This is a genomic window from Bacillus kalamii (assembly GCF_047238185.1).
Taxonomy (GTDB): Bacteria; Bacillota; Bacilli; order Bacillales; family DSM-1321; genus Bacillus_AD.
On record NZ_JBDFMI010000001.1, the window covers coordinates 3,003,599 to 3,029,279 of the forward strand.

The 25,681-nt window shown below is 41.6% G+C and carries 22 protein-coding genes; 6 read left to right on the plus strand and 16 right to left on the minus strand.

Annotated elements, in window-relative coordinates; genetic code table 11:
• Window positions 1-27 precede the first annotated feature (27 nt).
• The 4 genes from ABC357_RS14875 to ABC357_RS14890 form a co-directional block, all read right to left on the minus strand.
• The gene (locus ABC357_RS14875) at window positions 28-1,347 is read right to left on the minus strand and encodes a TrkH family potassium uptake protein (protein ID WP_412888270.1); all 1,320 of its coding nucleotides are present in this window, start codon (window positions 1,345-1,347) and stop codon (window positions 28-30) included.
• An 81-nt stretch (window positions 1,348-1,428) separates the two neighbouring features.
• A complete protein-coding gene (locus ABC357_RS14880) occupies window positions 1,429-2,208 on the minus strand; it encodes an undecaprenyl-diphosphate phosphatase (RefSeq protein WP_412888675.1) in 780 nt (259 codons plus the stop codon).
• Between the two features lie 424 nt (window positions 2,209-2,632).
• On the minus strand, window positions 2,633-4,036 hold the full coding sequence (locus ABC357_RS14885) for an NAD-dependent succinate-semialdehyde dehydrogenase (protein WP_412888676.1): 1,404 nt from the start codon (window positions 4,034-4,036) through the stop codon (window positions 2,633-2,635).
• A 119-nt stretch (window positions 4,037-4,155) separates the two neighbouring features.
• A complete protein-coding gene (locus ABC357_RS14890) occupies window positions 4,156-4,731 on the minus strand; it encodes an SCO family protein (protein ID WP_412888271.1) in 576 nt (191 codons plus the stop codon).
• 253 nt (window positions 4,732-4,984) lie between these two features.
• Between ABC357_RS14890 and ABC357_RS14895 the strand changes: the two genes are divergently transcribed.
• Window positions 4,985-6,289, plus strand: coding sequence for a hemolysin family protein (locus tag ABC357_RS14895; RefSeq protein WP_412888677.1), 1,305 nt, complete (start codon window positions 4,985-4,987; stop codon window positions 6,287-6,289).
• Between the two features lie 238 nt (window positions 6,290-6,527).
• On the opposite strand, the gene ABC357_RS14900 is transcribed toward ABC357_RS14895, so the two are convergent.
• Genes ABC357_RS14900 through ABC357_RS14910 form a run of 3 tightly spaced genes read right to left on the minus strand, consistent with a single transcriptional unit; the run spans window position 6,528 to window position 8,942 of the window.
• Window positions 6,528-6,710, minus strand: coding sequence for a FeoB-associated Cys-rich membrane protein (locus ABC357_RS14900; protein ID WP_412888272.1), 183 nt, complete (start codon window positions 6,708-6,710; stop codon window positions 6,528-6,530).
• A gap of 13 nt (window positions 6,711-6,723) precedes the next feature.
• Window positions 6,724-8,718, minus strand: a complete 1,995-nt coding sequence (gene feoB, locus ABC357_RS14905) for a ferrous iron transport protein B (protein ID WP_412888273.1) — start codon at window positions 8,716-8,718, stop codon at window positions 6,724-6,726.
• Window positions 8,715-8,942, minus strand: coding sequence for a FeoA family protein (locus ABC357_RS14910; RefSeq protein ID WP_412888274.1), 228 nt, complete (start codon window positions 8,940-8,942; stop codon window positions 8,715-8,717). Before ABC357_RS14910 ends, feoB begins: the two co-directional genes overlap by 4 nt.
• 327 nt (window positions 8,943-9,269) lie before the next feature.
• On the opposite strand from ABC357_RS14910, the gene ABC357_RS14915 reads away from it, so the two are divergent.
• Window positions 9,270-9,590 (plus strand): ArsR/SmtB family transcription factor, encoded by a 321-nt coding sequence (locus ABC357_RS14915; protein ID WP_412888275.1) that lies wholly within the window; start codon window positions 9,270-9,272, stop codon window positions 9,588-9,590.
• On the opposite strand, the gene ABC357_RS14920 is transcribed toward ABC357_RS14915, so the two are convergent.
• From ABC357_RS14920 to ABC357_RS14940, 5 genes are all read right to left on the minus strand, one after another.
• Entirely contained in the window at window positions 9,587-10,507 is a 921-nt protein-coding gene (locus ABC357_RS14920; protein ID WP_412888678.1) for a cation diffusion facilitator family transporter, read from the minus strand. The two genes, ABC357_RS14915 and ABC357_RS14920, sit on opposite strands and share 4 nt — an antisense overlap.
• A gap of 221 nt (window positions 10,508-10,728) precedes the next feature.
• The gene (locus ABC357_RS14925) at window positions 10,729-12,390 is read right to left on the minus strand and encodes a glycerol-3-phosphate dehydrogenase/oxidase (protein ID WP_412888276.1); all 1,662 of its coding nucleotides are present in this window, start codon (window positions 12,388-12,390) and stop codon (window positions 10,729-10,731) included.
• Window positions 12,391-12,775: 385 nt separating this feature from the next.
• On the minus strand, window positions 12,776-14,266 hold the full coding sequence (gene glpK / locus ABC357_RS14930; RefSeq protein ID WP_412888277.1) for a glycerol kinase GlpK: 1,491 nt from the start codon (window positions 14,264-14,266) through the stop codon (window positions 12,776-12,778).
• A 111-nt stretch (window positions 14,267-14,377) separates the two neighbouring features.
• Entirely contained in the window at window positions 14,378-15,199 is an 822-nt protein-coding gene (locus ABC357_RS14935; RefSeq protein WP_412888278.1) for an MIP/aquaporin family protein, read from the minus strand.
• A gap of 348 nt (window positions 15,200-15,547) precedes the next feature.
• Window positions 15,548-16,105: a glycerol-3-phosphate responsive antiterminator gene (locus ABC357_RS14940; RefSeq protein WP_412888279.1), complete on the minus strand. Its 558-nt coding sequence runs from the start codon at window positions 16,103-16,105 to the stop codon at window positions 15,548-15,550.
• 216 nt (window positions 16,106-16,321) lie between these two features.
• Here ABC357_RS14940 and ABC357_RS14945 point away from each other — a divergent pair, with 216 nt between their 5' ends.
• Both ABC357_RS14945 and yidC read left to right on the plus strand, forming a co-directional pair.
• Entirely contained in the window at window positions 16,322-16,690 is a 369-nt protein-coding gene (locus ABC357_RS14945) for a hypothetical protein (protein WP_412888280.1), read from the plus strand.
• A complete protein-coding gene (gene yidC / locus ABC357_RS14950; protein ID WP_412888281.1) occupies window positions 16,633-17,466 on the plus strand; it encodes a membrane protein insertase YidC in 834 nt (277 codons plus the stop codon). Before ABC357_RS14945 ends, yidC begins: the two co-directional genes overlap by 58 nt.
• A gap of 46 nt (window positions 17,467-17,512) precedes the next feature.
• On the opposite strand, the gene ABC357_RS14955 is transcribed toward yidC, so the two are convergent.
• Window positions 17,513-18,526: an NAD(P)H-dependent flavin oxidoreductase gene (locus tag ABC357_RS14955; protein WP_412888282.1), complete on the minus strand. Its 1,014-nt coding sequence runs from the start codon at window positions 18,524-18,526 to the stop codon at window positions 17,513-17,515.
• Between the two features lie 171 nt (window positions 18,527-18,697).
• On the opposite strand from ABC357_RS14955, the gene ABC357_RS14960 reads away from it, so the two are divergent.
• Complete coding sequence (locus ABC357_RS14960) at window positions 18,698-19,099, plus strand: VOC family protein (RefSeq protein WP_412888283.1); 402 nt, start codon at window positions 18,698-18,700, stop codon at window positions 19,097-19,099.
• Window positions 19,100-19,135: 36 nt separating this feature from the next.
• On the opposite strand, the gene ABC357_RS14965 is transcribed toward ABC357_RS14960, so the two are convergent.
• Window positions 19,136-19,831: a TraX family protein gene (locus ABC357_RS14965; protein WP_412888284.1), complete on the minus strand. Its 696-nt coding sequence runs from the start codon at window positions 19,829-19,831 to the stop codon at window positions 19,136-19,138.
• A 135-nt stretch (window positions 19,832-19,966) separates the two neighbouring features.
• Window positions 19,967-20,989 (minus strand): YeiH family protein, encoded by a 1,023-nt coding sequence (locus ABC357_RS14970; RefSeq protein WP_412888285.1) that lies wholly within the window; start codon window positions 20,987-20,989, stop codon window positions 19,967-19,969.
• A gap of 446 nt (window positions 20,990-21,435) precedes the next feature.
• On the opposite strand from ABC357_RS14970, the gene ABC357_RS14975 reads away from it, so the two are divergent.
• Entirely contained in the window at window positions 21,436-22,875 is a 1,440-nt protein-coding gene (locus ABC357_RS14975) for an amino acid permease (protein ID WP_412888286.1), read from the plus strand.
• Window positions 22,876-22,958: 83 nt separating this feature from the next.
• On the opposite strand, the gene ABC357_RS14980 is transcribed toward ABC357_RS14975, so the two are convergent.
• A complete protein-coding gene (locus ABC357_RS14980; protein WP_412888287.1) occupies window positions 22,959-25,409 on the minus strand; it encodes a CoA-disulfide reductase in 2,451 nt (816 codons plus the stop codon).
• Between the last annotated feature and the right edge of the window lie 272 nt (window positions 25,410-25,681).

Consider the following 25,681-nt stretch of genomic DNA (forward strand, 5'->3'; position numbering starts at 1 on the left):
CTAATGGAATCCGCTTCTTTCTTTCTATCAGCCTGTCAAAATATCTTCAGATGGATAACGGATATTATCCTTCTTTGGGCGAGCCAATGAATAAACTAATGTCAGTGGTCCCAGTTTCCCAAGAATCATGATGAATATTAACACTATTTTGCCGATCCATGTTAAATGGAAGGTAAGCCCCATCGTTAAGCCGACAGTTCCGAATGCAGAAAATACTTCATATAAAATATGGACAAGAGGCGCTTTTTCAGTGATGCTCATTATAAAGACGGCAAATATAACAAATAACAAACTCACTGTAGAAATAGCCAACGCTTTAAAAATGATGCTTGTTCCAATTGTCCGTTTACGGAATACTACAGTATTTTTACCTCTAACAAAAGCGCCGACAGCAAGCAGGATGACTAAAAAGGTGGTCAACTTGATTCCTCCTCCCGTCGATGCGCTCCCCGCGCCAATGAACATAAGAATCATTGTAAAAAAGGCGGTACTGTCATGGATCTGAGTCAAATCAATCGTGTTGAAACCTGCAGTACGCGGGCTGACACCCTGGAAGAAGGAGGCCCAAAATTGTTCCGTATGGCTAAGAGAGCCCAATGTACCGGGGTTTGTCCTTTCCAGCAAGTAATAAACTAATGTAGCAATAACAGTCATGGCAATCGTTCCTACAACCATAATTTTTGAGTGCAAGCTCAACTTTCTATAAGTAGGCTTTGTCCATATATCAACAAGAACTGTAAATCCCAGTCCCCCTATCATGAACAAACCGGCTATAACGATATTAATGACCGGATCCCCAACATAGTCCACCAAGTTATTGGATAACAAACCAAAGCCGGCATTATTAAAGGCAGAAACAGCGTGGAAAATGCTGAAATACAGACCCTTCCCCCAGCCAAATTCAGGAACCCAGCGTGTTGCCAGGCAAATGACTGCAACCGCTTCGATGGCAAAAGCAAAAATAAAGACATTTCGGACAAGCCGGATGACTCCACCAATGGTGGTCTGATTCAATGATTGTTGAATGAGAATTCTTTCCCTAAATCCTATTTTCTTACCTAACATGATAAAAATTAATATGGCAAATGACATGATGCCAAGTCCGCCAATCTGAATCCAGCACATGATGATTATTTGCCCAAACATTGTAAATGCATCGGCAGTATCAACAACTGTCAATCCCGTAACCGTGGTAGCCGATGTAATCGTAAATAAAGCTTCCAGCCAGCTGATTGATTCATGCGTTGCAATCGGGAGTTTTAATAATGCCGTCCCGATTACCAAAAAGAATAAAAAGGAGAACAATAGCAATCGCGGTGGATTTATAGTTATGTCTTTAATTTTCATGTTACCTCCTCTGTTGCAAGAGCAAAACTCCTGTTCCAACTAAATTATGAATATTGAAATAAAAAGAACAAAGGAACGGCCCTAAAATTTATGGCTAAACTGCATAGCAATAATAAAGATACCTAAAATCCAGACATAAACAGCAAACACTTTTAAAGAATGCTTTTTCAAATATCCGATCATCCATCTTACCGCAAAATAACCGCATAGAGCAGAGGCCATAATCCCAACCGCTAAAGAGGCAGATGATATCGCTTCTCCGCTCCCCTTCATTAAATCTATTATTTGTAGAAGAATCGCACCTGCAATAGCAGGCGTGGACAGCAAAAAGGAAAAATACGCAGCCGTTTCCCTGTCCAGCTTTCTCATTAAAGCTGCAGCGATTGTCATTCCTGAACGGGAAACGGCAGGAAAAATAGCTGCTGCTTGAAATGTACCAATGAACAGAGCATCCCCAAATGAGATTTCATGCATTTTTTTCCGCCCTTTTTTTATGGTTTCTGAAAACCATAAAAAGCAACCCGTAATCAGAAATTCCCATCCAACCGTTGTACCAGTTTTCGATATGGCATCGAAATAATCTTTAAATGTAAATCCAATAATAACAGCAGGAATTGTTCCAACTGCCAACAACCAGGTTAACTTCCCGAATGGATTTTTCAAAATGGCCATAATATCTTTCCAATAGAATACAAAAACCGCTATTAACGTGCCAATATGTAACATCGTATCCAACAGAAGCCCCGCTTCATTCAAACCAAACATGTGCCTTCCCAGATACAGATGGCCGCTTGAACTGATCGGCAAAAACTCAGTCAACCCTTGAATAATCCCTAGAATGAAAGCTTCCAACGTATTCAGCGTTGCCACCGCCCTTTTCCTTTGCGCTTTTCCTCCTTCAATGTGACACATGATGAAAAAATTATAATATGCAGCAGAAAAAATGCAAACCTTTATTTTTCAATCCTTGTCCATATTGAATTGTATTCACCGCTACCAATTGTATTCATAAAACAAAAAACCGGATGAAAACAAAAGCGAAAAGCGCCTGTTTACCCCCGACAAGCTTAAGACAAGCTCTGCTTAAAGGCTGGGTTTTGCCTTTAACAGAGATTGGCTTAAGACCTCGAGGGGCTGGCGCGATGAAAACAAAAGCGGAAAGCACCTGGTTACCCCCGACAAGCTTAAGACAAGGCGCTGACAAAGGCTTAGATATACACTGTTCATTTAAACTAAAAAAAGGCCAGGACTGTTTAACTGTCCTGGCCTTCATTTTTCACGATGATCAAGTAAGCTTCAAAGATACGTATTTAATTTCCATAAACTCTTCCATACCATATTTGCCGCCTTCTCGGCCGATCCCACTTTCCTTCATGCCGCCAAATGGTGCCTGGGCCACTGAAGGCAATCCATCGTTGAGCCCAACAATGCCGTATTCAAGCCCTTCCGCTATTTCAACAGCTTGGGTTACATCCTGTGTGAAAACATAAGCAGCCAATCCAAAAGGCGTATCATTCGCCCGTTTAATCGCCTCTTCCTTCGTTTTGAATGTAGCGATTGGAGCCAATGGGCCGAACGTCTCTTCTGTCATACATAACATGGAGTCGTCGGCTTTTCCGAGGACCATCGGCTGCATGAATAGTCCTTCTTGCTCAGGGCCTTCCGTCAACAATTCGGCACCTTTTCCAAGCGCATCATCTAAGTGCTTCTTCACTTTGCTGACGGCGTCATCATTAATTAACGGACCTATTGTTACACCGTCGTCCATGCCATTTCCGACCTTGAGCTTTTTAACTTCAGCAACAAATTCTTTACTGAAATCTTCATAGACATCTTCATGGACATACACACGGTTGGTGCAGACACATGTTTGGCCAGCATTGCGGAATTTGCTTGCTGTCACAGCTTCTGCTGCGGCCTTCAGATTGGCATCATCCATTACAATAAATGGCGCTTGCCCTCCGAGCTCCAAAGAAATTTTCTTCATGGTGTCCGCGCTGTTCTTCATCAATTGTTTGCCTACTTCAGTTGAACCGGTGAATGATAATTTCCGTACTCTTTCATCTTCCATCCATGCATCCGAAATCGCGCCGGAATCACCTGTCACCAGATTAATGGCACCTCCATCAATTCCGGCTTCATAAGCCAATTCCACCAAGCGGACTGCAGTTAACGGTGTAAGTTTGGCCGGTTTAATGACAGCTGTACAACCTGCTGCCAAAGCAGGAGCCACTTTTCTTGTAATCATGGCTGCTGGAAAATTCCATGGGGTTATAGCAGCGATTACACCTACAGGCTGCTTCAATACGATTATCCGTTTTTTCGGGTCGCTTGCCGGAATTGTATCCCCATAAACACGCTTAGCCTCCTCAGCGTACCATTCAATAAAACTGTTGGCATATACGATTTCACCTTGCGCTTCCTTGAATGGCTTTCCTTGTTCCTTTGTCATTATTTCCGCTAGTTCATCTTTATGTTCGTTGATTAAATCAAACCATTTGCGGAGCAGCTGAGAACGTTCAGCAGCAGTTTTCTTTGACCATGCAGGCAATGCGGCATGGGCAGCATCGACAGCTTCACGCGCTTCTTTTGCCCCTCCATTTGGAACAGTGGCAATTTCTTCGTTTGTCGCAGGATTCATTACTTTAATTACATCATCGCAATAGACTTCTTGTCCGTTAATGAACATGGATGCTTTCTTCATATTCTACTTTCCTCCCCTATCTAGTCGATACTTATAATGTATTATTCTATTTATCTTCCACTATTCCTATGATTCTAATCTCCCTTTTTTATTATTTAAAAAAATCACTCATTTGCCAATCGTTTAATATGCCTTATGATTTCCTTATAGGGAACATCCTTGTTTCCTTTGTAATATCGTACAATTTTCCCCTCCTTGTCTATAAGGTAAAAATAAGTCCCGTGGTTCACCTGATCAGTTCCTTCCTCTTTCTTCACTAAGGCTTTAAAGCTTTCTCTGGAAAACTGTTCAATCTCCACCTGCGTATATCCTGTTAAAAAGCTCCATTTTTCACGTTCATCTGTAAATGCTGCTTTAAATTGCTTAAGCTTCATTGGGGTATCCATTTCTGGATCTACTGTAAAAGAAATAAACCGGACATCTTTGTCTTCCTTAGCAACTGCTTTTCTCAATTTTTCCATATTGGCTGTCATCGGCGGGCAAACAGTAGAACAGCTCGTAAATACAAAATCAGCAATCCATATCTTCCCTTTCAAATCTTCCAAGGAAAGCCTCTTTCCATTTTGGTCAATATAACTAAAGTGGCTTACCTCCCAGCCAAGACGATTGTCTATCTGTCCTCCACACCCTGTTAACAAAAACAGGACAGCCATCAATGCACATCCGATCGTTTTCCTCATCGCGTTCTCTCCCATCCAACTTGTTTCCCTCTCTCTTTCTAAAATATGTAAACAACTTCTTCCACACAAGAAAGAACAGTCATTTATTACACACTAGCCTGCAGGTTTCACAAAAATGTAAAGGAAATATAATCCTTTATTCTACATTTTGTCTTGCTTTTGCATGCAAGCCCGTAATTAGGGCAAAATCACATCATGGACTATATAATCTCCTGATTGCCATAGAAAGGAGGATGCCCTTTGACTTAGGGCGATTTGTATGCTGAATGTATTGTATATTGCATTATTGATTGCTTTAACAGGATTTTTTGTCGCTTCGGAGTTCGCCATCGTTAAAGTAAGAAGCACTCGTATTGACCAATTAATCGAAGAAGGAAATAGGCATGCAAAGTCGGCAAAAAAAGTGATTTCTTCTCTCGACGAATACTTATCTGCCTGCCAATTGGGCATTACCCTAACTTCCCTGGCACTCGGATGGCTTGGAGAACCGACTCTGGAACATTTACTGAATCCGATTCTTATCTATTTTGTCGATAACGAAGCGGTCGTTAAACTGGTCTCCTTTCTTGCGGCCTTTTTTATCATTACCTTTTTGCACGTGGTGATCGGAGAACTAGCTCCCAAAACATTAGCCATTCAAAAGGCAGAAGCGGTGACTCTCCTATTTTCAACACCACTGATTTGGTTTTACAGAATCCTCTATCCTTTCATTTGGATGCTAAATAAATCGGCTTCCCTTGTCATAGGCATATTCGGCCTAAAACCCGCTTCTGAAACCGAAATGGCGCATTCAGAGGAAGAACTGCGAATGATTTTATCCGAAAGCTTAAAAAGTGGAGAAATTAATCAGTCGGAATATAAATATGTAAATAGGATTTTTGAATTCGATGAACGAATCGCCAAAGAAATCATGGTTCCACGGACAGAAATGATTACAATCGATAGTGAGTCTCCTCTAAAGGACGTCATGGATATAGTCCAACAGGAAAGATACACACGCTATCCGGTTGCTGAAGGCGATAAAGATAACATTATCGGCATTATCAATATGAAGGAAGTCCTTACAAGTGTAATTATGAATGAAAAAGAATTGGCCGGCACAATTGCTCCCTATATTCACCCGGTTATCTCCGTTCTTGAAACATTGCCTATCCATGAATTATTAGTAACTCTGCAAAAAAAGCATTCCCATATGGCCATATTGTTCGATGAGTATGGAGGAACAGCTGGATTGGTGACAGTCGAGGATATTTTGGAAGAAATCGTTGGAGAAATACGGGATGAATTCGATGCAGATGAATTGCCGGACATCCGGAAAATAAGCGAAGACCATTATTTATTTGAAGGAAAAGTATTAATTGAAGATGTGAATGACATATTGGGATCCGATCTTTTAGAAGACGAGGTTGATACAATCGGCGGCTGGGTCCTGACCCAAAAATACGACGTCGTCAAAGGTGATACTATAGAAGAAGATGGATACATATTCACAGTAAACGAAATAGACGGGCAGCACATCCTCTTTATCGAAGCAAGAAAAGCAGAAGAAGACGCTTAGCCCAGACACACCCTTAAGGGACGGCATGGCTTAAGACCTCGAGGGGCTGGCGCCCGCAGCTGGACAATCAGAAGAGCGGAGTGCGCCTGTTTAGCCCTGACCAGCTTAAGACGGGGCACTGACAAAGGCTGTCTTTTGCCTTTGACAGTGGCATGGCTTAAGACCTCGAGGGGCTGGCGCCCGCAGCTGGACAATCAAAAAACCGCTCTTGATGGCAAGAGCGGTTTTTTGTGTCTGTCTATTTGTGCCGGGAAGTTTCGAAGGAAGTAACAATCGAATCGCACGATTTAGTCGAACAACTTTTATTCAATGCGCACCCAGCGCATTTGCCGCCTTTTTGTTTCTTGATGCTTCTCCATAAAGCAAACGCGGCATAACCAAAGATAACTAATCCAACAATGATATTGATCAGTAAAGACACAGCTTCCACCTCTTTAGAATATAAGCATTCCTACATAATAAATGACGAGGGCTACGAGATAAGCTACAAAAAATGGATATAACGAAGCAAACAAAGTCCATTTCACAGATTTTGTTTCCCTTTGTATGGCCCCTACAGTTGCAAGGCAAGGCATATACAATAAAACAAAAGCCATGAATGTATAAGCGCTGACAGGAGTAAATGTCGAGGAAAGGGTGCCGATTAGGGCACTCTCCTTCACTCCATAAATAATAGCCATAGCGGAAACCACGACCTCTTTAGCAAGGAATCCGGAAATTAATGCTGCTCCTGCTTCCCATGTCCCAAAACCAAGAGGTATGAATAAAGTGCCGATTGCTCCGCCGATTGTTGCCAAAAAGCTATCATCCATATTCACATTGAAGCCGCCAGGGCCAGTATAAGATAAAATCCAAATGATTACTGAACCGGCAAATATAATAGTCCCAGCTTTTCGGAGGAACCCTTTCCCTTTCTCCCAAGTGGAACGCCATAATGTTTTCAACTGGGGAATATGATATGCGGGCAGCTCTACAAAAAAGACAGAGCGTTCATTCTTCAATAATGTCATCGATAAAACTTTCGTTACCAAAAGGGCAATGACTATCCCTAAAACATAAAGTGAAAACACGACCAGCGATTGTTTATGGGCAAAAAATGCACCTGCAAACAGCGCATACACCGGCAACCTTGCTGAACAGCTCATGAAAGGGGCAACCAAAATGGTAAGAAGCCTCTCTTTGGATTGTTCAATTGTCCTTGCCGCCATAATCCCTGGGACATTACAACCAAAGCTAATAATCATAGGAATAAAGGCTTTGCCGTTCAAGCCGAAAAACTCCATCAGCCGATCCATGACTACAGCAATGCGGGCCATATATCCGGAATCCTCCAGCATGGAAATGAAAAAGAAAAGAACAAATATTTGCGGGACGAATACTAATACCCCTCCTACACCGCCTATGATTCCTTCTGTCACTAAATCAACAATAAATGGGGAAGCCCCTATTGCATTTAATGCGGATGTCGCCACATTGGTGAACGGACCAGATACAAAATGATCCAGAAGATCGGATAACGGTGACCCAATCCACGTAAATGTTGCTTCAAAGACAAGGTACATCAATGCAAGAAATATAGGAAATCCGAAAACCGGGTGGGTCAGTACCTTATCCAATCGGTCCGTCAAGCTCGTTTCTGAACTATGTTCCTGGACTACTTCCCTCTTCAGCTCGGATATAAATGCTCGGCGTGCGTCATAAATGCTCGCATGCGTAGATTTCCCTAATTTTTCGCTAGCAGTTTCCCGTATAGCCATCATATCTTTATAACAGGTTTCCTTGCTATAAAATTGCTCCACTGCTTCATTGCCGGCAAGAAACTGAATAGAGGTCCACCGATTTTTGCTGCACGCATTCCCTTCGGTGCCCATCAGATCTTCTATTTCAGCAATCGATTGTTCAATGACCGGGTCATAGGCTAGATGGAAAAGCTGTTCTTGTTGTTGATCAACCACGTTCCCTTTCATAGCCATATATAGCCCGTCAAAACCTTTTCCGGACCGGGCAACCACCGGGATGATGGTTACGCCCAGAATCGAGCTAAGCTTTTCGACATCGATGGATATCCCTTTCTTTTCTGCCACATCGATCATATTTAAACAAATCAGAACCGGCTTGCCCAATTCAAGGATTTGTAAGGTTAACTGCATATTGCGTTCAAAATTTGAAGCGTCGAGAATATTCAATATCGCTTCTACTTCTTCTTCCATAAGGAATGTTGTGACGACACTCTCATCTTTCGAAATGGGGCTCAAATCGTATATACCTGGAAGGTCAATGATTTCTACCTTCAGTTTTTTCATTTGGCCCACTTTCTTCTCAACGGTAACGCCGCTCCAGTTCCCGACATATTCATAGGAATCTGTCAAAAGATTGAATAAGGACGTCTTTCCTGTATTCGGATTTCCGATTAAAGCCATTCGATTCATACAGCCTGTACCTCTATATTCAATAGGTCTTTTTTACGGAGGCCGATTTGCTGGCCTTCACATTCGACCACACAAGCCCCGGAGAAAAGCCCTTTTTGTTTCATGCAAACTTGGCAGCCTTCCCTAATCCCAAAAGAGCTTAATCTCTTTTGCAAAAGGCTATCCACATCAGAAAGGTTTATAACTGTCACTAGGCATCCTGGTTTAATACCATGCAGTTTCATGAGCATTTTCCTTCTTTCAATAAATGATAATCATTATCAACGATAATGATACCACTGTTTTTTTGCACTCTCAACCGATAATCCGGATAAACCGAAAGGGCTATCAGCATTCTTCACAAAAAGTTCAAGATACTTGAACCAACAGCTAAATCATACAGATTACTATACCAATTGTTAAGAAAAGGACAGTCCATTACTGAACAGAGTCAAAACTCAATAACTAAATACCGCCCTGCATAATGCAGGGCGGCCGAACATCTCTAATGAGATAATCTTTTGTAAAGAGAAAGTTTAACGTATAATAATAAAAAAGGGAGGTGGAGATGAGTGAGTTCAGAACAAGAAAAAGGAATACAAAAAGAATTGGATGAAGAAACTCTATTTCTCGTAACACAAACATTCAAAGCCCTTTCCGATCCAACCCGCTTGCGGATTCTATACCTTTTATTCCAAGGCGAGCATTCAGTCAATGAAATTGCCGAGAAATTATCGTTGGTACAATCAACAGTTTCCCATCAATTGCGTTTTCTAAAGAACCTCCGCCTAGTCAAATTCCGAAGGGAAGGTACTACTCTTTTTTATTCACATGACGATGAGCATGTTATGAGCATCATCATTCAAACAATAGACCACGCTAACCATCACTAATTACAGAGCTGCTTGGCATTCGGACAGCCATTCTCAGCTTTCTCCACTTGCAGAGTTGTATGTTCGATATGAAAATGCTCAGATAGTAAACGTTTGGCTTCAAAAAGAACCTCATCATGGAACGCAGGAGCCTTAATGGATATATGGCATGATAGCATCGGCTTTTCGGAAGTGAGCGACCATATATGCAAATCATGGACATCTTCCACATCTGGCAATAACAATAGTTTTTTCTTCACATCCTCCAGATCAATATTTGCCGGAGTTCCTTCCATTAATATATGGAAGGATTCTTTTGTTACCCTGACACCGCTCACTATGATTAATACCGCAACGATAAGGCTTGCAATCGGATCTGCATAAGTCCAGTCAAAGAAATAGATTAATAAAGCTGCCGCAATGGCGCCCACTGATCCAAGAGTATCTCCAAGCACATGCAAATACGCACTTCGTACATTCAAGTTTTCTTCTTTGTTCCCTCTCATTAATAAGAATGCTGCCAGTATATTTACCAGCAACCCTAAAACTGAGACAACAAGCATGCCTGTGCTTTGAATTTCAGGAGGATGCTGGAATCTCCGAATCGCTTCATAAAAAATATAAGCGGACACGACAATCAGCAAAAGCCCATTTAGAGCTGCCGCAATAATTTCAAACCGTTTATATCCATATGTGTTGCCCAATGTCGCTTTTCTGGCGCCAAGTATGACAGCGACCAAACTTAGACCAAGGGCTGCCGAATCACTAAGCATATGGCCTGCATCGGACAGCAAGGCAAGACTGTTTGTCAGGAATCCCCCGATTACTTCTACAATCATAAAAAGAGTAATTAAGATAAACGACATGAACAATGCTTTTTTGTTTGCTGAATGATGATGGTGATGCCCTCCTCCATGATGATCATGTTGATGTGCCATCATTACTACCTCCTCAAAATTAAGATTTCATTATATGAATATGTGTACATATATATTATCTATTAAACACAGCATTATTTCAAGCCTCTCGTATTAATTGGGCTAATAACCGTATTGTTGGCTATTATACCCTTGGCAGTAAGGTTAAAACCGAGGAATTTTTCCAAACAAAAAGAAAAGCTTCCTTATGAAGGAAGCTTTTCTTTTATACAGATGGTATATTATTTCTGGTCATAAGCTGTTGTAGCGTAGGTCAATTCTTTTTCCAACTCCGTTTTATATTCCTGCTTCTGTTTATCGGACCAGTTGAAAATAGAAGACATATACTCAATCACCGCTTCTTTCCACTCATATACCCATTTGATATTGAACAGAAGAGCTCCTGTGCGTCTTAAGAAGAAATCCACAGGTGTCGCGAGACTTTCTTCCCTGATGGCATAGACAAGTCTTGCATATACTTCCTTAGATAAATGGAATTTCTCCATGTCCTCGTGTCCCTCTTGGATCAGACTGAATAATTTAGTGACATTTGTTCCATAGGAATGGACCAGCTCTGAAGCTTCCTCCTTGGATAAACCCAGCTCCATGCCTTTTTTCACCTGCTTATCCACATATCCCTCAAAACGTTTTGACCCGCCTACATTCCCGCCGGAAATCGGCAAATGTTCGGTTTGGCATCCATCAAACAATTTATATTTTTCTTCCTTGAATTGTTCGGACACTTTATCAACTACTTGCTCAGACATTTTCCGGTATCCGGTCAACTTACCGCCCGCTATCGTAATCAAGCCGGAATTGGATACCCACACTTCATCTTTTCTAGAGATTTCCGAAGGGTCTTTTCCTTCCTCTAAAATCAAAGGACGTACACCAGCCCAGCTGGATTCAATATCGTCTTCTGTAATAGTTGCTTCTGGGAACATATATTGGATTGCATCTATTAAATACGAGCGGTCTTCTTTTGTCGGATGGGGAGCGATCGGATCAGTGTCATAAAAAGTATCCGTCGTTCCTACATACGCTTTATTTCCTCTTGGAATTGCAAAAACCATCCGTCCATCTTCCGTATCAAAATAGATAGCCTGCTTAAGCGGGAATTTTTCCTGATCCAGGACAATGTGCACACCTTTTGTCAGCTGCAATGTTTTTCCGCCTTTGGAACCATCCTTTTCCCGTAGTTCATCCACCCAAGGGCCAGTGGCATTTACTACTTTTTTTGCTTTAATTTCATACGTATCGCCAGTCATTCGGTCTTTCACTTTCACACCTGCAACCCGGCCATTTTGATAGATAAACTCTTCTACCGCTGTATAATTCACTAAATCTGCTCCGAATTCTTTTGCTTTTTTAGCGACTTCAATTGTTAAACGGGCATCATCTGTCCGATATTCAACATAATAGCCGCCGCCTTTTAGGCCCTTCTTCTTCAAGAGCGGCTCTTTTTTTAAGGCTTCCCCTTTAGACAACATTGTACGGCGCTCGCTTTTTTTGACACCTGCCAGAAAATCATACACTCGAAGACCGATAGAGGTTGTAAAAGGACCGAATGTTCCGCCTGTATACATTGGCAGCAGCATCCACTCCGGCGTTGTGACATGGGGGCCGTTCTCATATACAATGGCGCGTTCTTTCCCGATTTCCGCCACCATCTGCACTTCAAATTGCTTCAAGTAACGAAGTCCTCCATGAACAAGCTTGGTGGAACGGCTGGAAGTCCCGCCTGCAAAATCCTGCATTTCACATAGTCCCACTTTCATGCCTCTTGTGACCGCATCTAGCGCTATCCCTGACCCTGTAATGCCTCCTCCCACTACAAATACATCATATTCTTCCCCGCTCATTTTTTTTAATGTTTCTGACCGCTCCAAATTAGAAAATGCCATGCTATTTCTCCTCCCATTTATGTTCATTCTTCATTGTCATATTAAATAAATACCCATTTTTTCGCATTTCACCCTTAAAAGGAAAAAATATACCCAACAAAATGGATAGCGATACCTCTATTAATTCCGCTTGTCTTCCTACTCTACCCTTTCTATATGATGATTACACAGCATTCGGGACTAATCCGCATGCTGTCCAAATACAGAATTCGGGCAAAACAAAAGAGGCCACAAGGGCACTCAATGATTTGCATCAAAAAGTGCCGACGTGGTCTCTCCAGTTCTCCAACCGATTCATTAACTTACATATATAGTAGCATACAAAAGGAAATAAGTGTATCCATTTGCCTCATTTTACATTCACATCGTAACTCTTTAATCGTTATTATTTGAATGCCATGGCAGCCTTCACGGCCTTCTGCCAACCTTCATATGCGGTTTCGCTGTCTTTTTCAGACATGGACGGCTCAAATTCTTTATCCAGCTTCCAACGGTCTGAAACGGTTTTTTGGCCGTCCCAGAAGCCAACAGCAATACCTGCCAAATAAGCTGCACCGAGAGCCGTTGTTTCATTGATTTCAGGACGTTCCACTGGAACCCCCAATATATCGCTCTGGAAGCCCATCAAAAATTCATTTTTGACGACTCCCCCATCGACACGAAGCTTCTTAAGAGAGATGCCGGAATCAGCTTCCATGGAGCTCAATACATCCTTGGTTTGATAAGCCAGAGACTCTAGTGTTGCACGGATGAAATGTTCTTTAGACGTCCCTCTTGTTAAACCAAATACGGCTCCGCGTACTTCGCTATCCCAATATGGAGTGCCAAGCCCTACAAAAGCCGGGACAACATAGACACCGTCTGTTGAGGAAACGCGTTCAGCATATTGCTCGCTATCTTTGGCATCCTTCAGCATCCGCATGCCGTCTCTCAGCCATTGGATGGCAGATCCAGCGACAAAGATGCTTCCTTCCAATGCGTAATGTACTTTGCCGTCGATTCCCCAAGCAATCGTTGTTAATAAGCCATGTTCAGATTTAACCGCTTTTTCCCCTGTATTCATGAGCATGAAGCAACCTGTTCCGTACGTATTCTTAGCCATGCCTTCCTCGAAGCAAGCCTGGCCGAATAACGCCGACTGCTGATCTCCGGCAACTCCGGCAATAGGGACTTCCTCTCCGAAGAAATGATAGCCAACAGTATGGGCATAGACTTCAGAAGAAGGTTTAACCTCTGGCAGCATGGAAGAAGGAACATCCAGCAGCTCTAATAATTCTTCGTCCCACTTAAGATCGTATATATTATACATGAGTGTTCTGGAGGCATTGGAATAATCGGTTACATGCGCCTTGTGCCCTGATAATTTCCAGATAAGCCAAGTATCGATTGTGCCGAATAACAATTCGCCTTTTTCCGCTTTTTCCCTTGCGCCGTCGACATGGTCAAGAATCCATTTCACCTTAGTTCCGGAAAAATAGGGATCTACAAGCAGCCCTGTTTTGTCACGAATGGTATCTTCATGTCCTTTTTCTTTCAATTCATTGCATATTTCCTGTGTTTGTCTTGATTGCCATACGATTGCATTATAAATAGGCTTTCCGCTCTCTTTATCCCATACCACCGTCGTTTCCCTTTGATTCGTAATACCGATTCCGGCAATCTGCTTTGGCTGGATATCGCTTTCTGACAAGGCACTGGCAATGACCGATAGGATGCTTCCCCATATTTCGCTTGCATTATGCTCGACCCAGCCAGGCTTTGGAAAATACTGTTTAAATTCCTTCTGTGCAATATGGACGATTTCACCGTCTTTATTAAAAATAATGGCTCTTGAGCTGGTTGTTCCTTGGTCCAACGACATAATGTATTTTTCCATCGTTCCCATCCTCCTCAATTATCGATTCAATTACTGCTCCTATGTTCCTCCGTTGTTCTTTTTCCATTGCCTTAAGAGTATTCTATGAATCTACTATTCTTTAACTATACCTTACATTGGTAAGTCATTTTGGTGCAAATGAGCGGGTTTTCTTCCAAAGATTGCTGCTAAAACAAGGATCACAGCCACCACTCCTATCACTACCCAATAAGTTCCTTTGAACGCTTGTTCATAGACCATCTTGTAAAAGACGGCTGCAAGCCCTCCGCCAAGCAATGGCCCGACAACCGGGATCCACGCGTATTTCCAGTTTGAATTGCCTTTTCCGGCAATAGGCAAAATGAAATGGGCAATTCTTGGCCCTAAATCACGTGCAGGATTAATGGCATATCCAGTCGTTCCTCCAAGGGACATCCCTATCGCCACAATAAGCAACCCGACAGCAATCGGGTTCAATCCTTCAGTAAATTTATTAGCCCCAATGAATAATAGCCCCAGAATTAAAATGAATGTCCCAATCATTTCACTGATTAAGTTGGCAAATGTGTATGGGATTGCAGGACTTGTTGAAAATACCCCTAATTTTGTCCCCTGGTCAGGTGTCGCTCTCCAATGCGGCAAATAATGGAGCCACACGATTGCGGCTCCTAAAATGGCACCGATCATCTGCCCGATAATATACTCAGGGACATCGCTCCATGGAAATTTGCCGATTAATGCGAATGAGACCGTGACAGCTGGATTCAAATGGGCGCCGCTGATGCTCCCAACTGCATATACCCCTAATGTAACGCCTAATCCCCAGGCTAACGTCGTAACAATCCATCCTCCATTATTGGAGAATGTCTTGTTCAAGCTCATGCCTGCTCCCACACCGCAGCCAATCACAATCAAAACCATTGTCCCTATAACTTCTCCCCAAAATGCTGACATAATCAAACCCCTTTCTCCATTAACTGACAAGTTTAATAAAAATAAACAATGATTCCCCTTCTTTTCCCTTTTGAAAAACGAAAGAAACATGCTAAAAGCCATTTTTGTAAGCGGAAACATTTTATACTATGGAAGGTAAGGCGCCCTAACCTACGCATAGTATATGAGCCAAGCACCGCTTTTAGATTAGGAATGTGCACTTTCCTAATCGACGGAACAAAAAAGATGCACACGAATAAACTTGAGTCGTTTATTCATGTGCATCTCCATTTCTCCGCCACAGTTATTAACTTACATTCAGTATAGAAAGGCAATGATTTATTGTCAAATATTTCTTTCACTTTTCTGTCAAAAGGAAAATTGATGCTCAAACTGTTTCCATAAATCGGTATTTGAAGTGGTTATGGCAGCAGCTCCTGCATCCAGAGCCCGGGCTACTTCATCAGGATTCCTGATAAAACCTCCGGCAAAGATAGGAATATGGGTCCGTTCCTTAATTTCTTTAATAATCCAAGGCATCGCCCCTGGGAGGACCTCTATATAGTCCGGTTGCGTCCTAGAGATAATCTCCAGGTTTTTGGATAGAGCCTGCGAATCGATCAGGAAAACTCTTTGAACAGCCAAAATCCCCTTTTGTTTAGCTTTTTTGATGACACCAGCTTTTGTAGAAATCAATCCCAACGGCTTAAATTCCTGGATTACAAATTCCGTTGCATAATCATCATTACGCAAACCTTGGATAAGGTCCATATGATAAAACATCTGTTTATTATGGGCACTTGCCAAGCGCTGGATATTTTTTAATTGTGAAATGTGCATTTCCAAATAGACCCCTATCGGATAAGGCGACGTTAAAAATTTTTCAAACTCCTTCATATTACGTGATGCTGGAAATATTTTCTGCATATTTCAGACCTCCTTTGTTTGCTTAATTGTGAAACTGATTATACAATGAATGTGGAAGAAAGTAACAACCTTTCCGTACCTTTATTCATTTAGGAATAAAAAACTTTTACGGAAAAAATGGAACTATTGTAGTGCCATTGCATATACACTATAATAAGTGCTTATAAGACAAGTCTATTACTACTTTATATACCCATTTGAAAGGAGGGATACAGCATGCTTGAATTTCTCGAGTTAAATGATGTGTCAGCTTATATAATGTTCGCTGGGATGCTAGTGGAAGTGACCACATTGATCGGCTTCTTCTATTTTCTAAAGGTGCAGATCAATAATAGATCGCAAATACAGCCTAAGCTCTCCTTCTCCAAGGAGGAAAGCCACTTCCATTCACAGCGGCAGCCAAATGAAACGAATTCGATCGGCAATTGGATCGCGCGTTGCGCAGGCCGAAAGGATTCACCGGATGATAGTCCGGCACACCACCTTCTTGAATGCAATCAAATTTATACAATTCAAGGAGGACTAAAATGGAAAAGAAATCGAATAGAACTGTATCCCGCACTTTCTCGGGAATACTTGCTGTAGTTGCATTATTTATCGGAAGTATGATGATAGGCGGTGAGCATACCTTTGCAGCCGGCGCTACTGGCGCAGCCTCTTCACCCGGGTTCTTCCATCATTACTTTGTGGACCCATTAACGTATATACTAAATATGGTTGCCGACTGGTTTTCTGGCAATTATGGCATTGCGATTATATTGGTTACAATTGCCCTGCGCTTGCTAGTCATGCCGCTAATGCTTCGGGCATCAAAAACACAGATGATCATGAAAGACAAGATGGCTGTCGTACAGCCCGAAATGAAAGTCATCCAGGATAAAATGAAAAAAGCAACAACACAGGAACAAAAAATGAAACTGCAGCAGGAATTGATGGCACTCTATAAAAAACACAATGTGAATCCTATGGCTTCACTTGGCGGATGCCTTCCTTTATTAATCCAAATGCCGATCCTGATGGGATTTTATTGGGCCATTAAAGGTTCGCCTGAAATCGCTACACACAGTTTCCTATGGTTCAACCTAGGAACAGCCGATATTCCGCTAGCACTTCTGGCAGGCGTTGTATACTTTGTCCAATTCAAAATGTCTTTAATCGGCATGGCCGAAGAACAGAAAAAGCAAATGGCGATCATGGGATATATATCACCGATTATGATGACATTCATTTCCTTGAAAGCCCCAGCTGCACTTCCTCTATATTGGGTAGTGGGCGGATGTTTCTTGATGTTCCAAACTTATTTAAGCCGTAAGTTGTATTCATCCAAGACAGTTCCTGTCAAAGAAGTGAAAACAACCTGATAAACAAAAGCTTCGTGCACTTGCACGAAGCTTTTTTGATTCCCGTTTATTTTATTACCCCAGACTCATGCAGCATCGCTGAGACAAGTTCCCCAGCCGGCAACCCGCGACATTCCGCATAGCCAACGCCTGCCCATAAGGACATATTTTCAGGATTCCCCTCAACTGCACTTTTTTTCCTCAGCGGCTGTGTAATTTGATTGATGAATGGATAAGAAGCAGGTGCCTTTTCACCGTAACGGTCTATGAAACTGTTCCTCAATCCTCTGGCCAATCTTCCAGAAAAAGCTCTTGTCAGCACTGTTCCATCATAACGATTATTCATGATTGCCTCTTTATGCATAGGATGGGCTCCACTTTCGGGACAGCATAAAAAAGCCGTGCCGAGTTGGACAGCATCCGCCCCTTCGTCCAGCAGCATTTTCATTTGAACACCGTCCATTATGCCACCTGCAGCTATAATCGGCTTGTCTGTTTTCGGGCGCAATGATGAGATTAAAGTAAGGATAGGCATATTCGTGTTTTCATTCTCATTGCGGAAAGTTCCCCTATGGCCTCCAGCTTCACTTCCTTGGATACATACTGCATCGGCATTTGATTCAAGAGCAATATCCATTTCTTCCGCGTTTGTGACAGTCACAATTACAAAAATATCATAGCGGTGAAGTTCGTCGACATCTTCTTTTGCTGGACAGCCGAATGTAAAGCTAGCTATCGGCACGTTCTCTTTGATCAGCAAATCGAGCTTCTCTCTGTATCCGTCATCATCCTGATAATAAGTTCCTAGCTCTACCCCTTCTGACCTGCTTACTAAATCACGATACGTATTTATTCGCTCTTCGTCCATTCTGTCTAAACTGGGCATAAATAGGTTAATGCCAAATGGCTGGTTCGTTTTATTCCTTAGTTCATTGATTTCTTCACGAACCTTTGCTGCACTCTTATACCCTGCTGCCAAGAAACCCAAGCCTCCTGCATTGCATACAGCTGACGCAAGTTCAGGGGTTGCAGCTCCCCCTGCCATTGGAGCCTGTATCACTTTTGCATGTAATGAATACATTCATTTTCCATCTCCTTCTACCGATAGTATATAGGCAAGGACGAGAAATCAAAAATAAAAGAACCTTCTGATGCTTTGTTCTCTACTTGGGATATTTTTTCAAAATTATGTATTTCATCCAGATTTTATGCTAGCATATAGGCGAAATGCAAATTCAAGGAGTGGAACACTATGAGTGAGAGCATTGGCTTTTTATCCTGCCTGCAATTATTTCCAGTGCCGGATATGGAAAAAACCTCCCGTTTCTATCAAAGATTAGGATTCAAAAGCGTTCCTTATTTACAAGCATCAGATCCGCATATATGCCTTTACCGGGATAAAATTGAAATTGTTTTAATTGGCTCCCAATTGAAATCTATTCAACCGAATTATCTTCTTCACGGTTACGGATATGACGCTTATTTTATTTGTGATAACCAAGAGGATTTCTATAAGGAGTGCCTCGAATCAGAAGTAACAATCATCCTCCCCCTTTCAAGAACTGATGATCACAACCGGGAATTTGTCTTTGAGGATATGGATGGACGGAGAATTGCAGTAGGAAAGAAAATCATTCCTTCCCTTTCAGAATAAATGTGGTGCAAACTAGCAGTTCGCACCACATTCCATTCAATAAATAAAGTATCCTATTATATAAATGACCCAGAGATGCAATGGGTAGAACACATAAAATAAATACTTGGAAAAAGGGGTTTTCCATCCTCTTTTCCCGTTATACACAAGGATGAATGGCAATGCGAAAAGCATTGCCCACTGATAATCAAACAAAAACATCGCATCCATTGTATACTCAGGGGCAGACCCGATAGTCATCCCTAAAAAAACGGTGCCATATAGGATGCACATTAAAAAATATCTTCCCCTGAAAAAGTAAAAGATTAATGCCATCATCACTCCATATAGGGAAGCCTCTGTAAAAAACGATACAATAAACATAGCTATAGCCACCGGAATTAATAACCAGCTATTCCCCCTGCCCCTTTTAAGGGAATCAATTGCCCAAAGCATTGATACCGCCAGAGCTAAGGAAAGAAATATATTGTTATGGACACCAACATCTGTTGGGAAAAACCTGTTCAGCATACCATTTCCAATGGACATGAATATGGACCAACCATAAAGGCGGATTGTATATTTTTTTCTGCTCCTTGTATGAAAAAATCCTTCGACCATCAAATAAAAAAAGATGGGGGCCACTATTCTTCCAACTAAAGAAAACCATTCCGGCATTCCTGGAAAGTAGGTATACAGATGATCCAATACCATTAGGAGCATGGCCATTACTTTTAGTTGAAAACTGTTCATTTACTGCACCTCGCCCTGAAGTTATGTTTGCTTCCTAACTATACAGACTCTTAATCCGAGGTGGTATTTCATTTCCTTACATATATCTTACAAAAACGAAAGCCGAAAAGCCTGCAGAGCAACCTGCAGGCTTTTTTATAAAAGAAAATACGAAAGCAAGGACAAACAAATAGATGTGATGAGCATTGCAAATAGAGGCTTCAACGCTTTTCTCCTTACTTCATCAAGATGGATATTCAAACCCAGTCCTACCATCGCCGCAGTCAGGCACCAAGTTGTAAAGGTAGCAACATTTGCAAGAAAGGCCTCAGATACAGGTATATATGACCCCAAGATAAAGCTGCCGATAATACTCATTGCGACAAACCCAATCAAAAAATATGGGAAATGCAGCTTTTGTTTTTTTCCTTCATTCTCTTTCTTCCTGCTGTATATCCATACAAAAATCAAACAAAGCGGCACAAGGAAAAACACCCGTCCCAATTTAGCCAACAGCGCCATAGCTAAAGGGCCTTCACCTGCAGGATCTGCAGCAAGAGCTACGTGGCCAAGCTCATGGAGACTAAAGCCGCTCCATATGGCATATTCATATGGATCCAATGGCAGAATCGGCCGTATCAGTGTATAGACAATGGCGAATAAAGTTCCTACCAATGCTATGATCCCCACTGAAATAGCAGTCTCATCATCATCTGATTGCACAATGGGGGCAATCGCCACAATGGCGGCCGCGCCACATATACCGGTTCCTACACCCAATAAGACGGAAATTTTTTCATTGCCTTTAAAATAGCGGGAAAGCCATAGCATAAGCAGGATAGCAAAAGAGATAAATAATAGATCCTTTAGAAGCAGCATAGGTCCTTCTGAAACAAGCACGGCAATATTTAATTTCAAGCCATACAAAATGATGGCAAGGCGCAATAGAATTTTTGATGAGAACCCAATGCCTTTTTTAAGCCGTACAGGATATCCCCAGATTTGCCTGTATATCACAGCAATGATAATGGCACAGCCCATTTGGCCAATCATAGAAACACCTGGGATTTTCGCTAAAAAGTATCCTATTAAAGCAATAAAGAACGTAAAAGCTACTCCAAATAATAGAGGGAATTCTTGTTTTGCATTTTTATCATTTTGAATATTCTTTGCTGACATAATGATATACTCTCCTACCGCAATCGTTCTATCTTCCTAATTTTAAAATGTCCAATTCATAAGATCATTATGCTTAAGCAAATAGCAATACGCTTTTCTTCTGTATTTTTTGAATAAATATTTATACAAATAAATATTTATTCATTTTTCAAGCCTTATAATTTTCAGGATAGTTCTGGCGGATGTATAATAAATAATCAATAAAGCGAACAGTCTTATTATATAAATCAAATAAATTAGCCATAAAATTCTATTAAAAGAAATATTTACATTTTTCCGATTATACTATATAACTATAATCAGGCTACTTCGTTAAAACGTTTTCATTTGTTTGTAAATTCTTATGACCGTGATTCTTTGTCTAGCTGTAAACGGAACCAGATCCCTTACTCTGTCTCTAGGTACCTGCAGGCATTTACGTTTTTATTTCATTAAGGAGCGATTTTATGAACACAAAACACAAACCACAACAGCAGTTGCAAAGATCAATGAAATCCCGCCACTTATTCATGATTTCACTTGGGGGAGTAATCGGCACAGGTTTTTTCTTAAGTACCGGAATGACTGTCAACCAAGCGGGACCGACCGGAGCTGTTCTTTCTTACCTCGTCGGCGGTTTTATTATGTACCTGACCATGCTCTGCTTAGGTGAACTATCTGTGGCTATGCCGGTTTCCGGCTCTTTCCAGACATACACATCCAAATTCATTGGCCCTGCAACCGGATTCGCTATCGGATGGCTATACTGGCTAGGGTGGGCTGCGACCGTTGCACTTGAATTCCTGTCAGCTGCTACACTTATGCTCAGATGGTTTCCACATACTCCTGTATGGATCTGGTGCGTCATCTTCGCAGGAATTTTATTCACATTGAATGCATTATCAGCTAAAGCATTCGGCGAAGCCGAATTTTGGTTTTCTAGCATTAAAGTCACTGCCATTATTCTGTTTATTATCCTTGGAGGGGCAGCCATGTTCGGCCTAATTGACATGAAAGATGGACAAGCTGCACCCATGTTCATGAATTTCTACCAAGACGGATGGTTCCCTCATGGACTAACCATCTTGATTTCAACGATGATCGCCGTGAATTTCTCTTTCCAGGGAACTGAATTGATCGGGATTGCAGCCGGGGAAAGTGAAAATCCTGAAGTGACTATTCCTCGTTCAATCCGCCAGACTGTATGGCGTACATTGTTCTTCTTTGTCCTAGCCATTATCGTTTTGGCCGGATTAATTCCTTGGCAAAAAGCTGGGTTGCTGGAAAGTCCATTCGTAACGGTATTTGACAATATTGGTATTCCATATGCAGCCGATATCATGAACTTTGTTATCCTGACAGCCCTTTTATCAGTAGCGAATTCAGGTTTATATGCGGCTTCCCGTATGCTATTCTCATTATCCATTGAAGGAAAGGCAAGCCGCGCTTTTTCAAAAGTCAATTCCCGGGGGGTACCGATGAATTCACTGCTTCTGACTTTAGGGATTGCTTGCCTGTGCTTGCTTTCCCGCGTATTTGCGGCAGAAACAGTTTATGTGTGGCTGCTCTCTCTGGCTGGGCTAGGCGCTCAAGTTGGTTGGATTGCCACTACTGCTTCACAATTGGCATTCCGGCATAAATTCATTAAAGCAGGCGGAAATGTGAAGGACCTTAAATTCAAGGCACCTCTTTATCCTGTCCTTCCGCTGATCGGACTTACCCTTAATTCCATCGTTTTGATTTCCCTAGCATTTGATTCCGAGCAGCGCATGGGTTTATATTGCGGCATTCCGTTTATGATCGCATGCTATATTATCTACCATTTGCGCATTAAAAAGAAAAAGCATTTAAACCGGGATCATAAAATGACGGTTGAATTAAAACAGAATAAGACAATTGATTTATAATAGAGAAAACGACCCACTGTACCATTCAGAGGGTCGTTTTTCGTTGCGATATACAAGGGCAATTCCATCACCCAATACTGCTATTAAATAAATAAATTCAAATTGGAGTCATCCGTTTTGCCCAAGTACGTTGCAACACCTGCAACTTCAACTCCATCAATGAGCTCTTCTTCTTTAATTCCCATCACATCCATACTCATGGCACATGCTACAAGGTTTACGCCTGCTTTTTTTGCATTATTAATTAATGTTTCAATATCATCCACATTTTTATTTTGCATAACAGACTTCATCATTTTTGTACCCATGCCCATCATATTCATGTTGGATAAAGGCAAAGCATTGGCTCCTTTCGGCATCATCATCCCAAACATTTTTTCCATCATGTCTTTTTCAACCGTAGGCGCATCTTTTTTCCGCAGTATATTTAAGCCCCAGAACGTGAAGAACATCGTTACCTTTTTCCCCATAGCAGCTGCTCCACAAGCTATAATAAAGGAAGCCATCGCCTTATCCAGCTCTCCGCTAAAGACTACAAGTGTTGCCCCGTCCTTTACAGCAGTATCATTAGAGGTTTCTATATCTCCGCCTTTTATTCCCTTTTGAATTTTAACGACGGAAGCATTGGATTCGAATGTTGAATCAAGCAACGTGTTGCCTGTTCTTGCACACCAGGAATGGATGTCTTTTGCAAAACCTGGATCGGTAGCTTTAATTTCCAGCACTTCACCTTCATTCATTTGATTCATACTTTCTGCTACTTTCATAATCGGGCCTGGGCATTGAAGGCCGCAAGCATCAACCGTTATAGTCACCGTTGATCTTTTTTTTATCACTTCATCCGTTTCTTGGATGTCTTCTTTTGGCTTTTCTACAATTGTGTGGTTATCATTACGGACACTTGTATAGGTCTTGTAACCGCCGTCTACATTAACTGCTTTAATTCCGTTTTGGTCCAGTATCCGGCCCGCTAAATAACCTCTTAGGCCAACCTGGCAGGATACATACACCTTTTGGTCTTTTGGAATTTCATCCAGTCTGTCTCTCAGCTCACCCAATGGAATGTTAATTGATCCAGGAATATAGCCCATTTCTCGTTCAATCGGTTCACGGACATCGATCAATAATCCGCCAGCTTCTACAATATCATCTATTTCATGCCATTGGACTGTTTCAATTGCGCCTTCCACAATATTTGTTGCAACATAACCAGCCATATTAACTGGGTCCTTAGCTGAAGAATAAGGCGGGGCATATGATAATTCTAAATTAGGCAAATCCATAACCGTTAATCCGCCTTTTATTGCCGTTGCAATCACATCAATCCGTTTATCCACGCCATCTCTTCCAACTGCTTGAGCCCCAAAAATCTTACCTGTCTCTTTGTCAAAAGTCATTTTCAAAGAAATAGGTGTTGCCCCTGGATAATAGCCTGCGTGTGAATTTGGATGGATATGAATGACTTCATAAGGAATCCCTACGCGTTTAAGTGTTTTTTCATTATTCCCTGTTAGCCCAACAGTCAAATCAAACACTTTAGCAATTGAAGTTCCTAAGGTTCCTTCATAACGGACATCATATCCATTAATATGGTCAGCCACCAATCGGCCTTGGCGGTTTGCAGGCCAAGCAAGCGGCACCATCGTTGGTTGCCCATTGATATAATCAATCACTTCAATCGCGTCACCAATTGCATAAATCGATTCATCCGCTGTCTGTAATCGGTCGTTCACTTTGATTGTTCCGCGAATGCCTAATTCCAAGCCCGCATCTTTTGCCAATGAGCTTTCTGGTTGAACTCCAATTGCAAAAATAATTAAATCTGTATCAACTGTTCGGCCACTATTCAAAATTATTTTTTGGCCATCATTTTCAAAACGATTAACGCCATCTTCAAGAATTAGTTTCATCCCTTTATCCATCATATGGTGTTGGAGGATAGCAGCCATTTCATAATCGACAGGCGCCATTATTTGATTGCCTAGTTCGATTAACGTCACCTCTATACCGCGCTCATGAAGATTCTCAGCCATTTCAACACCAATAAATCCTCCGCCGATAACGACTGCTTTAGCCGGTTTCTGATCATCGACATATTGTTTGATTTTATCTGTATCCGGAATATTCCGAAGCGTAAATAACGCTTTTGCTTGGTCGATTCCCGGAATAGGGGGCTTAATCGGTTTTGCTCCAGGTGAAAGAATGAGTACGTCATACTCTTCGCTATAAGTCTCACCGGTTTTCACATTCGAAACAGTAATGCTTTTTTGATCTCTATCAATGGATGTAACTTCACTGTTGTTTCGTATATCAAGATTGAATTTCTTGGACATGCCTTCTACTGTTTGAACAAGCAATGCATCACGATTTTGAATTACATTGCCTATATAATATGGCAAACCGCAATTAGCAAAAGAGATATGTTCTCCTCGCTCAAATAATACAATCTGCGCTTTTTCATCTAGTCTCCGTAATCTTGCTGCAGCAGTTGCACCGCCAGCAACTCCACCTACAATAACAATTTTCTTGCTCATAGCTTCTCCTTCTTTCTAGAAAATATAGTAACCTCATCAGGTATTATTTATTTTAATTTGCGTTTGAAACATCTTTATTTTATACCCCTACAGGTATTTATTAAAGTGTAAGTTTTTCCACCTCTTTTCAGGTCTACTCTCGGAGGGCGTTTAAGAATGGGAGAACCCAGCAAAATCCCATAATGAAATTCGAACATACTTGAGGGATTGCCACTCTCTAACTCATTGTTCTTGAAAAGAAAAATATCATCATGGGAGGATCTCAGACTTTT

Excerpts from the sequence above, each read along its gene's own strand:
- ABC357_RS14875 (WP_412888270.1), bottom strand. The coding sequence starts at position 1,347 with ATGAAAATTAAAGACATAACTATAAATCCACCGCGATTGCTATTGTTC.
- ABC357_RS14885 (WP_412888676.1), bottom strand. The coding sequence starts at position 4,036 with ATGTTCATTAACGGACAAGAAGTCTATTGCGATGATGTAATTAAAGTA.
- ABC357_RS14890 (WP_412888271.1), bottom strand. The coding sequence starts at position 4,731 with ATGAGGAAAACGATCGGATGTGCATTGATGGCTGTCCTGTTTTTGTTA.
- feoB (WP_412888273.1), bottom strand. The coding sequence starts at position 8,718 with ATGAATCGAATGGCTTTAATCGGAAATCCGAATACAGGAAAGACGTCC.
- ABC357_RS14910 (WP_412888274.1), bottom strand. The coding sequence starts at position 8,942 with ATGAAACTGCATGGTATTAAACCAGGATGCCTAGTGACAGTTATAAAC.
- ABC357_RS14920 (WP_412888678.1), bottom strand. The coding sequence starts at position 10,507 with ATGGCACATCAACATGATCATCATGGAGGAGGGCATCACCATCATCAT.
- ABC357_RS14925 (WP_412888276.1), bottom strand. The coding sequence starts at position 12,390 with ATGGCATTTTCTAATTTGGAGCGGTCAGAAACATTAAAAAAAATGAGC.
- glpK (WP_412888277.1), bottom strand. The coding sequence starts at position 14,266 with ATGGAAAAATACATTATGTCGTTGGACCAAGGAACAACCAGCTCAAGA.
- ABC357_RS14935 (WP_412888278.1), bottom strand. The coding sequence starts at position 15,199 with ATGTCAGCATTTTGGGGAGAAGTTATAGGGACAATGGTTTTGATTGTG.
- ABC357_RS14940 (WP_412888279.1), bottom strand. The coding sequence starts at position 16,105 with ATGCAGAAAATATTTCCAGCATCACGTAATATGAAGGAGTTTGAAAAA.
- ABC357_RS14945 (WP_412888280.1), top strand. The coding sequence starts at position 16,322 with ATGCTTGAATTTCTCGAGTTAAATGATGTGTCAGCTTATATAATGTTC.
- yidC (WP_412888281.1), top strand. The coding sequence starts at position 16,633 with ATGGAAAAGAAATCGAATAGAACTGTATCCCGCACTTTCTCGGGAATA.
- ABC357_RS14955 (WP_412888282.1), bottom strand. The coding sequence starts at position 18,526 with ATGTATTCATTACATGCAAAAGTGATACAGGCTCCAATGGCAGGGGGA.
- ABC357_RS14960 (WP_412888283.1), top strand. The coding sequence starts at position 18,698 with ATGAGTGAGAGCATTGGCTTTTTATCCTGCCTGCAATTATTTCCAGTG.
- ABC357_RS14965 (WP_412888284.1), bottom strand. The coding sequence starts at position 19,831 with ATGAACAGTTTTCAACTAAAAGTAATGGCCATGCTCCTAATGGTATTG.
- ABC357_RS14970 (WP_412888285.1), bottom strand. The coding sequence starts at position 20,989 with ATGTCAGCAAAGAATATTCAAAATGATAAAAATGCAAAACAAGAATTC.
- ABC357_RS14975 (WP_412888286.1), top strand. The coding sequence starts at position 21,436 with ATGAACACAAAACACAAACCACAACAGCAGTTGCAAAGATCAATGAAA.
- ABC357_RS14980 (WP_412888287.1), bottom strand. The coding sequence starts at position 25,409 with ATGAGCAAGAAAATTGTTATTGTAGGTGGAGTTGCTGGCGGTGCAACT.